The 7,389-nt window shown below is 66.4% G+C and carries 9 protein-coding genes; 3 read left to right on the forward strand and 6 right to left on the reverse strand.

Annotated elements, in window-relative coordinates:
• A partial coding sequence (locus tag FUT88_RS01860; protein ID WP_325205660.1) for a cytochrome c biogenesis CcdA family protein occupies positions 1–747 on the reverse strand: 747 nt, incomplete at its 3' end.
• Positions 748–955: 208 nt separating this feature from the next.
• Here FUT88_RS01860 and FUT88_RS01865 point away from each other — a divergent pair.
• A complete protein-coding gene (locus FUT88_RS01865) occupies positions 956–1,699 on the forward strand; it encodes a response regulator (RefSeq protein WP_027679497.1) in 744 nt (247 codons plus the stop codon).
• Positions 1,696–3,036, forward strand: a complete 1,341-nt coding sequence (locus tag FUT88_RS01870; RefSeq protein WP_147213574.1) for a sensor histidine kinase — start codon at positions 1,696–1,698, stop codon at positions 3,034–3,036. Before FUT88_RS01865 ends, FUT88_RS01870 begins: the two co-directional genes overlap by 4 nt.
• Positions 3,037–3,126: 90 nt before the next feature.
• Here FUT88_RS01870 and FUT88_RS01875 read toward each other — a convergent pair whose 3' ends face one another.
• Positions 3,127–4,041 (reverse strand): alpha/beta fold hydrolase, encoded by a 915-nt coding sequence (locus FUT88_RS01875; RefSeq protein ID WP_147213575.1) that lies wholly within the window; start codon positions 4,039–4,041, stop codon positions 3,127–3,129.
• A gap of 115 nt (positions 4,042–4,156) precedes the next feature.
• Between FUT88_RS01875 and FUT88_RS01880 the strand changes: the two genes are divergently transcribed.
• A complete protein-coding gene (locus tag FUT88_RS01880; protein ID WP_186829212.1) occupies positions 4,157–4,642 on the forward strand; it encodes a winged helix-turn-helix transcriptional regulator in 486 nt (161 codons plus the stop codon).
• Between the two features lie 29 nt (positions 4,643–4,671).
• Here the strand turns inward: FUT88_RS01880 and FUT88_RS01885 are convergent, their stop codons facing one another.
• The 4 genes from FUT88_RS01885 to FUT88_RS01895 form a co-directional block, all read right to left on the reverse strand.
• Complete coding sequence (locus FUT88_RS01885; RefSeq protein ID WP_147213577.1) at positions 4,672–5,544, reverse strand: DUF72 domain-containing protein; 873 nt, start codon at positions 5,542–5,544, stop codon at positions 4,672–4,674.
• A complete protein-coding gene (locus FUT88_RS01890; RefSeq protein ID WP_147213578.1) occupies positions 5,541–6,464 on the reverse strand; it encodes an SIR2 family protein in 924 nt (307 codons plus the stop codon). The genes FUT88_RS01885 and FUT88_RS01890 overlap by 4 nt, the downstream gene beginning before the upstream one ends.
• 5 nt (positions 6,465–6,469) lie before the next feature.
• The gene (locus FUT88_RS26050) at positions 6,470–6,628 is read right to left on the reverse strand and encodes a hypothetical protein (protein ID WP_186829213.1); all 159 of its coding nucleotides are present in this window, start codon (positions 6,626–6,628) and stop codon (positions 6,470–6,472) included.
• Positions 6,629–6,768: 140 nt separating this feature from the next.
• Positions 6,769–7,389, reverse strand: a 621-nt coding sequence (locus tag FUT88_RS01895) for a GlxA family transcriptional regulator (protein ID WP_147213579.1), incomplete at its 5' end; no start/stop codon positions are given.

The following is a 7,389-nucleotide window of genomic DNA, read 5'->3' on the forward strand; positions in this document are numbered from 1 at the left end:
CTGCGGTGCCCGTCGAGTTACCCCCAGCCCGTTGACCAGCGCTTGCTCAAGCTGCGTGGTGCCGCCGGAAGACAGGCGCGCCAACAAGCCGGTATCGGCCCCGAGCCCGATGAGCGCCACGCCGCCCAGCACGCTTGCGCCCATGATGCGACGCGCCCACTCGCCCAGGCCCATGGAGCGCTTCATGGCGGTGAACACGCGGCCGCCCAGCCCCAGCGCTGCCGCCAACGACGTAGCCGCACCCGCCGCATAGGCCGCCAGCGCCAGCGCGCTGGACACGCTCGCGCCGTTGAGCGCCACGCCGGTCAGCACCAAACCGAGGATCGGGCCTGCGCACGGCGCCCACAGCATCCCCGTGGCGACGCCCAGCAGCAGCGAGCCCGCCACCGAAGGCTCTGCGGATGCCGCGCCCGTGGACGCCTGCCCCGCCAGCCGGTTGCCCAGCGCCACCGCCGGCCGGGCCATCAGATCGGCCAGCCGTGGCCACAGCAGCGACAGCCCGAACACGGCCAGCAGCGCGAGTGCGGCAAACCGGCCGACTTCATTGGCCCGCACCGCCCACGCGCCGCCGGCCGACAGCAGCGTCGCAAAGCCGGCAAAGGTGAGCGCCATGCCGGCGAGCATCGGCAGCTTGCCGCGCACAAACGGCTGGTTGGTACGGCTCAGCACGAACGGCAGAACGGGCAGGATGCACGGGCTCAGGATGGTCAGCGCGCCGCCCAGGTAGGCGAGTATCAGCAGGCTCATGGTCGACATTCCTTGGCAAGGGATCGGGATGGCCTCCATCAGACGCCGGGCGCGTAGCTGGCATGTATCCCCGCAGGGGCGACTTTGTATCGAACTGTACAAACGCATCCGCCAGATGCATTGCGATACAACAGGGGCTCGCTGCGTCACTCGGAGAGGCGCAAAATGGCGCCTTCCTTCCACCTTCCATCGTGCCGAGGTCACCCCCATGGACGCCCACGTCGACCACATCCTGATCGTCGATGATGACCGCGAGATCCGCGAACTCGTTTCGACCTATCTCACCAAGAACGGTCTGCGCGTGACCGCCTCGCCAGACGGGCGCCACATGCGTGCGTTCCTGGAGGCCAACACCGTCGACCTGATCGTGCTCGACCTGATGCTGCCCGGCGACGACGGCCTGGTGCTGTGCCGCGAACTGCGCGCCGGCAAGCACAAGGCGACGCCCGTACTGATGTTGACCGCGCGCGACGACGAGACCGACCGCATCATCGGCCTGGAAATGGGCGCCGACGATTACCTGGCCAAGCCATTTGCCGCCCGCGAACTGCTTGCCCGCATCAAGGCCGTGCTGCGCCGCACGCGCATGCTGCCGCCCAACCTGCAGATTTCCGAAGCGGGCCAGATGCTGGCCTTTGGTGATTGGCAGCTCGACACCACCGCGCGCCACCTGATCGATGCCGAGGGCACCATCGTTGCGCTGAGCGGAGCGGAATACCGGCTGCTGCGCGTGTTTGTCGACCACCCGATGCGCGTGTTCAACCGCGATCAACTGCTCAACCTCACGCAGGGCCGCGAGGCGGAGATGTTCGAGCGATCCGTCGACTTGCTCGTCAGCCGCCTGCGCCAGCGCCTGAATGACGATGCGCGCGATCCGGCGTACATCAAGACCGTGCGCAGCGAGGGCTATGTCTTTGCCAAGCCGGTGGAGATCAAGGAGGCCCGCCAATGACCGCAACCCTGAGCACGCGCGCCTGGGCATGGCCACGCACGCTCGGCTCGCGCCTCTTTGTGATCCTGCTGGCGGGTTTGGTGGTGGCGTATGCGCTGTCGTTTGCCGTGCTGTTTTCCGAGCGCTACATGAGCGCGCGCGAGGTGATGCTCGGCACGCTGGAAACCGATGTGTCCACGGCCATCGCCATCCTCGACCGCCTGCCTGCCGACGAGCGCCCGCAGTGGCTGCCGCGTCTGAACCGCGGCAACTATCAGTACATCCTCGGCCCGGGCTTGCCCGGCGTGCCGGAGATGACGCAGCGCGGCAAGGACATCGCCGCGCGCATCAGCGAGGCCAGCGGCGGCCGCTTTCCCGTGACGGTGGAGTCGATTCCCGGCGACGGCAAGCAGCTGCAGGCGCACCTCACGCTCAGCGACGGCAGCACGCTCACCATTGACGTGCATCCGCGCATGACGCCCATCGCGCAGTGGCTGCCGTATGTGCTGGTGGTGCAATTGCTGTTGCTGATCGTGTGCTGCTGGTCTGCGGTGCGGCTGTCGATCCGGCCGCTGGTGGCATTGGCCGATGCCGCCGACGCACTCAACCCCAACGCGCAGACGCCGCCGCTGGACGAGAACGGCCCGACCGAACTGGCGCGCGCCGCGCACGCGTTCAACGCCATGCGCCAGCGCATTGCCCGCTTTGTCGGAGAGCGCGTGCAGATTCTGGCCGCCATTTCGCATGACTTGCAGACGCCCATCACGCGCATGAAGCTGCGCGCCGAACTGGCCGAAGACTCTGAAGAAAAGCGCAAGCTGCTGAGCGATCTGGCCGAGATTGAAACGCTCGTGCGCGAGGGGCTGGCCTATGCGCGCAGCGCGCATGGCGATGGTGAAAAACCGTCGCGCATCGATGTCGGATCGTTTGTCGAAAGCCTGGTGTACGACTACCAGGACACCGGCAAGCCCGTCACGCTCGAGCAGCACGCTACCGGCGCGATCGTCACGCGCCCGCATGCATTGCGCCGCGTGTTGACCAACCTGACCGACAACGCCATCAAGTTTGGCGGCGCGGCGGAATTGGATGTGCGCCGCGATGGCGACGCCGTGGTGATCGAGGTGCGCGACCGCGGGCCGGGCATTCCCGAAGACAAACTTGAGGCGGTGTTGCAGCCGTTTGTACGACTGGAGCATTCGCGCAGCCGCGAAACGGGTGGCACGGGGTTGGGCCTGGCGATCGCACAGCAGTTGGCGGAGGCTGCAGGCGGTGGGCTCACGTTGCGCAATCGCGAAGGCGGTGGTCTGGTGGCGGAAGTCAGGCTTGGTCAGGCGGTGGTGCCAGGTCAACGCGACTAAGCGCAGCCGGCGCTCAGGTGCCGGCGACGCGGTTGGGCCCGCTGCGTTTTGTGCATATGTGCGGGGTGGAAGTCGGCGGACGCTACGTCCTCACGTTTGCGCAAGAAACGTCGCGATACGATCGGCAATCGCATCGGGCGCATCTTCCAAGCTGTAATGCCCAACGCCGGGCAACCGATGCACCCGCCCATCCGGAAATAGCGCGCTGAACAGCGGCAGGAAATGCTCCGCATGCAGTGTTCGATCTGCCATGCCCCAGATCGCCATGGCGGGTTTGGCGGCGATGGCACGGCGCGCTGCGGCGTCCGGCATTTCAAAGCGATGGGCGCCGGTCGCAACGCCTTTGGCCCAGCCGATGGCGCCAGCGCAGTCAGCCGGCGTTGCAAAGCGCGCGCCGTACGCCCGCAACCACGCATCGTTGATGAGCCGGTGGTCCTCAAAGCCGTTGAGCTTCAAGGTGCTGAGGATGTTGAAGCCGAGCTCACCGAGCACCACTTCAAGACGCCCCTCCGATTCGGCCCGCACGATCCACTGAAACCACGGCGACACCGCTGCATTGGCGGCCAGGCGTTCACCCAGCGTCGCCTGGCCGAACGGCGTCGGCCCATTGACGCCGACGATGCGCCGAATGCGATCCGGATGCCGTGACGCGAGCCCCATCCCGACGGGCCCGCCAAAGTCATGCATGACGAGCGTGATGCCGCGCAGGTCCAGCGCGAGCACGAAGCGCTCAAGGTTGTCGATGTGGTCTTGCAGCCAGTAGCTGCGTGATGGCGGTGTTTCACTTCTACCGAAGCCCATGTGGTCGGGCACCACCACGCGGTGGGTGCCGCGCAGCGCCGCGATCAGGTGCCGGAAGAGGAAGCCCCATGTGGGCTCGCCATGCAGGCACAGCACGACTTCGCCATCGGCGGGGCCCTCGTCCACGAAATGCATCGCGAAGCCCGGTGCATCGGTAAAGCGGGGGGTATAGGGGTACATCCCGTCAAACGTATCAACGCGCATGTCGTGCTTCCTCCTTGCTTCAAGTAGTTTCAACATGAAACCGTTGCGTTATAGCAGTCGAGGTTTTATATTGCAACCACGTTGAATATGAGGGCGCACAGCAAGCGCGATACAGATGGTCAAACGTACGAGCCACGCGGACTCTCTTTGCGGCGTCGCCAGGCCGCTGGACGCCATTGGCGACTGGTGGTCGCTGCTGATCGTTCGGGATGCGTTCGATGGCCTGCGCCGCTTTGGCGAGTTTCAGCGCAGCCTGGGGCTGTCGAAGAACATCCTGGCGGTGCGCCTGCGCAACCTGGTCGCGCACGACATTCTCGAAACGGTGCCGGCGTCTGACGGCAGCGCGTATCAGGATTACGTGCTGACCGAGAAAGGGCGCGCGCTGTTTCCACTGCTCGTTGCGCTGCGGCAGTGGGGTGAAGCGTTCTGCTTTGCGCCGGACGAAGCGCACGTTGTCCTCGTCGACAAGGCAACGGGGAAGCCGGTGCCCCGCCTTGAGCTCCGCGCGCAGGACGGGCGCGCGTTGGCACCGGAGGATACGGCGGTGGTCCACCCCGTGGCCGTCAAGCAGACGAAGCGCCAGCGGGCGAAGGCGGGCTGAGCGCTAGCGCTCAGACGCGAGCCGCCATCTCATTCGGCACGCAGCCGTTCGAGCAGGCGTCGCGCATCGGAAGGCGCTTCGACCTTTTTATCGTTATCGAAGTAGCAATAGACGTCACGGCCGCTGCGCCGCTGTCTGGCGGGCGCTCCAACGCGTCGTGCATCGGGCAGCTCGCTGCCGGCGGCCCATTGGCGGATGCGATCGGCCCAGCGGTCGAGCGCGGCATCGGCATAGGCTCCGGTGTAGAGCGCGTCGGCACCGTGCAGGCGCAGGTAGACGAAGTCGCTTGTCACGTCTTCAAAGTACGGCCAGTCCGCGATCGCATGCGAGACCACCAGCGCAGCGTGATGCCGGCGCAGGAGCGCGGCAAATTCCGGTGTGCAGAAGCTGTCGTGGCGCACTTCCACCGCATGGCGCAGGGGCAGCTGATCGCGCGTGGCAAACCACGGAGCCTTGACGCGCCCGTCGTGCTGCCGCGCCAACGCACGCGCAGCTGATGTGTCCTGGGGTAACAGCGAAAGAAAGCGCTCGAACCGCTCGGCATCGAACCGGTAGTTGGGCGGAAATTGCCACAGGAACGGGCCGAGCTTGCGCCGCAGTGCCAGCACCCCGGAGGCGAAGAAATTGGCCAGTGCCGGCACCGCGGTCTCGTCCCGAAAGCGCAGCATGTGGGTCAGATAGCGCGGCCCCTTGACGGCAAAAACGAAACCGTCGGGCGCGGTGTCATGCCAGGCCTGCCAGCTGGTGATCGATTGCAGCGAGTAGTGCGACCCGTTGATCTCGATGGTGTCGAACTGGCGCGACGCATATTCCAGCTCGCGGCGCTGCGCCAGATCTTCGGGATAGAACACACCGCGCCACCCTTCGTAGCGCCAACCCGAGATGCCGATACGGATCGTCATCGCTGATCGCCGCGGGGCTGATGGCGGCGCATTGCCGTGCGCTCGCGCTCGACCGCCGTGCCGAGTGCGCGCACAGCCGCAAGCAGCGCTGAATGGTCCGCTGCCTGCGCCTGATAGCGGAGCACGTGCACGTTCAGCGCGTCTTCCAGCACGGCGGCGGTGATGTCGGAGAACGTGTCGGCGGCGGTCACGAAGTAATGGCGTTCGGCTTCGGGGTGTTCAGCACCGTAGGCTTCGAGCAGTGCACGCATGTCGGAATCGTCGATGCCGCAGCCGATAAACAGAAACGTGTGCGTTCGCAGCAATGCCTCCACCAGGTCGTAGAAGGCCCGGTAGTGCGCTCGCGCCCGGACATAGTCGCAGCGCGAGAAGATCAGCGAGGCCGGGTGGCTCATCGAGCCGTGCGTCTTGATGATCAGGTTGCAGTCTTCACGCACGCGTGCCGCCACCGTGGGGTTGCTGTAGTCGCACACCACGACCGGCGCTGTGCCGTGCGAGTGGGCACGCGCTTCGTACAGCGTGTCGAAGTTGGGGGTGAGCGTGATGCGGAAATCGAGCGCGAGCAACGCGTCGTGGATGGGTGCCGCTTCAAAGCGCGGCGTGACCAGCGCCCGGCGCAACAGCGCGGTCAGCCGACGCTGGCCCAGGATGCGGCGCACGATTTCTGCAGCGGTCAGGACATCGCCGCGCGCGACAAAGGCGCGCACCTCTTCCGCCAGTCTTGATGCGCTGGGGGCAATGGCGTCTGCGGCCAGGCACAGCAGCTCCGCCCAGGTGGGCGGATGCCGCGTGCCATCGGCAGAACGGGCGTTGGCCGAAATGCCCGACCCGAAGAAGAGCACCGCGCGGCGCCGGGCGATGTCTTCTACCAGGCGCGGCGGCCATTCGATCAGGGATGCCGGTTGCCCTTTGCGCCCCATGCGCGTCACTGATGCGGCGCACTCACCTGCGCTTGCACGTGCACGAGGCCGGTTTGCGGCGCCCGCAGGCCCAGCGGCTCGTCGGTCAGGTCGCGGGCCAGCGAATACGCCGTAATCACGGCCAGCGTGACCCCCACGATGGCCAGCATTTCCCGAGTGTCCATTTGCATCTCCTCCTTGGCTCCTTACGTTGCTTGTGTCCGTGGCTCCCGCCCTTTCTAGTCGATATCGGGCGCGCCGGGCTTGGACGCAAAGTTCGGACCTGAGGAGGCCAGATGGCGGAGTGGTGCGGGTTTTAGCGGTGTCAGCGTGCGCGCAACGATGATGGAGGCACGCCCAGCAAGCGCTGAAAACTGCGCCGCATGCGCTCGGTATCGCCAAAACCGCATTCGGCGGCCACCCGCTGCATGGAGACGGCCCCGCTTTCCAGCGCGGCGCGGGCCGCCTCAACGCGCAATTTTTCCACGGCTTTTGCAGGAGTGAGACCGGTTTCGACCTGGAACGCGCGCGCGAAATGGCGCGGGCTCATGCAGGCGTGCTCGGCCAGATCGCCCACGCGATGCGGTGCGCCCAGGTTGCGGCGCACGTGGTCGAGCAGCGGCTTGAAGCGGCCGCGTGCCGAATCCATCTCATTCAGCGCTGAAAACTGCGACTGCCCGCCCGGCCGGCGGTAGTACACGACGAGCTGCCTTGCGACCGCGCGTGCCAGGCGCTCGCCCAGGTCTTCGGCGATGAGCGCAAGCGCCAGGTCGATGCCGGCGCTGATGCCGGCGCTGGTCCAGATTGGCCCGTCGTTCACGTAGATGTGATCGGGTTCGAGCTGCACCTGCGGAAACGTGCGCGCGAACTGCTCGCTGCGGCTCCAGTGGGTGGTGGCACGCCGGCCGTTCAGCAAACCTGTGGCGGCCAGCAGCAGGCTGCCCGA

Origin of the sequence: Ralstonia sp. TCR112, assembly GCF_007997035.1 — a bacterium.
In the GTDB taxonomy this organism is placed as follows: Bacteria; Pseudomonadota; Gammaproteobacteria; order Burkholderiales; family Burkholderiaceae; genus Ralstonia; species Ralstonia edaphi.

Excerpts from the sequence above, each read along its gene's own strand:
- FUT88_RS01865 (WP_027679497.1), top strand. The coding sequence starts at position 956 with ATGGACGCCCACGTCGACCACATCCTGATCGTCGATGATGACCGCGAG.
- FUT88_RS01870 (WP_147213574.1), top strand. The coding sequence starts at position 1,696 with ATGACCGCAACCCTGAGCACGCGCGCCTGGGCATGGCCACGCACGCTC.
- FUT88_RS01875 (WP_147213575.1), bottom strand. The coding sequence starts at position 4,041 with ATGCGCGTTGATACGTTTGACGGGATGTACCCCTATACCCCCCGCTTT.
- FUT88_RS01880 (WP_186829212.1), top strand. The coding sequence starts at position 4,157 with ATGGTCAAACGTACGAGCCACGCGGACTCTCTTTGCGGCGTCGCCAGG.
- FUT88_RS01885 (WP_147213577.1), bottom strand. The coding sequence starts at position 5,544 with ATGACGATCCGTATCGGCATCTCGGGTTGGCGCTACGAAGGGTGGCGC.
- FUT88_RS01890 (WP_147213578.1), bottom strand. The coding sequence starts at position 6,464 with ATGGGGCGCAAAGGGCAACCGGCATCCCTGATCGAATGGCCGCCGCGC.
- FUT88_RS26050 (WP_186829213.1), bottom strand. The coding sequence starts at position 6,628 with ATGGACACTCGGGAAATGCTGGCCATCGTGGGGGTCACGCTGGCCGTG.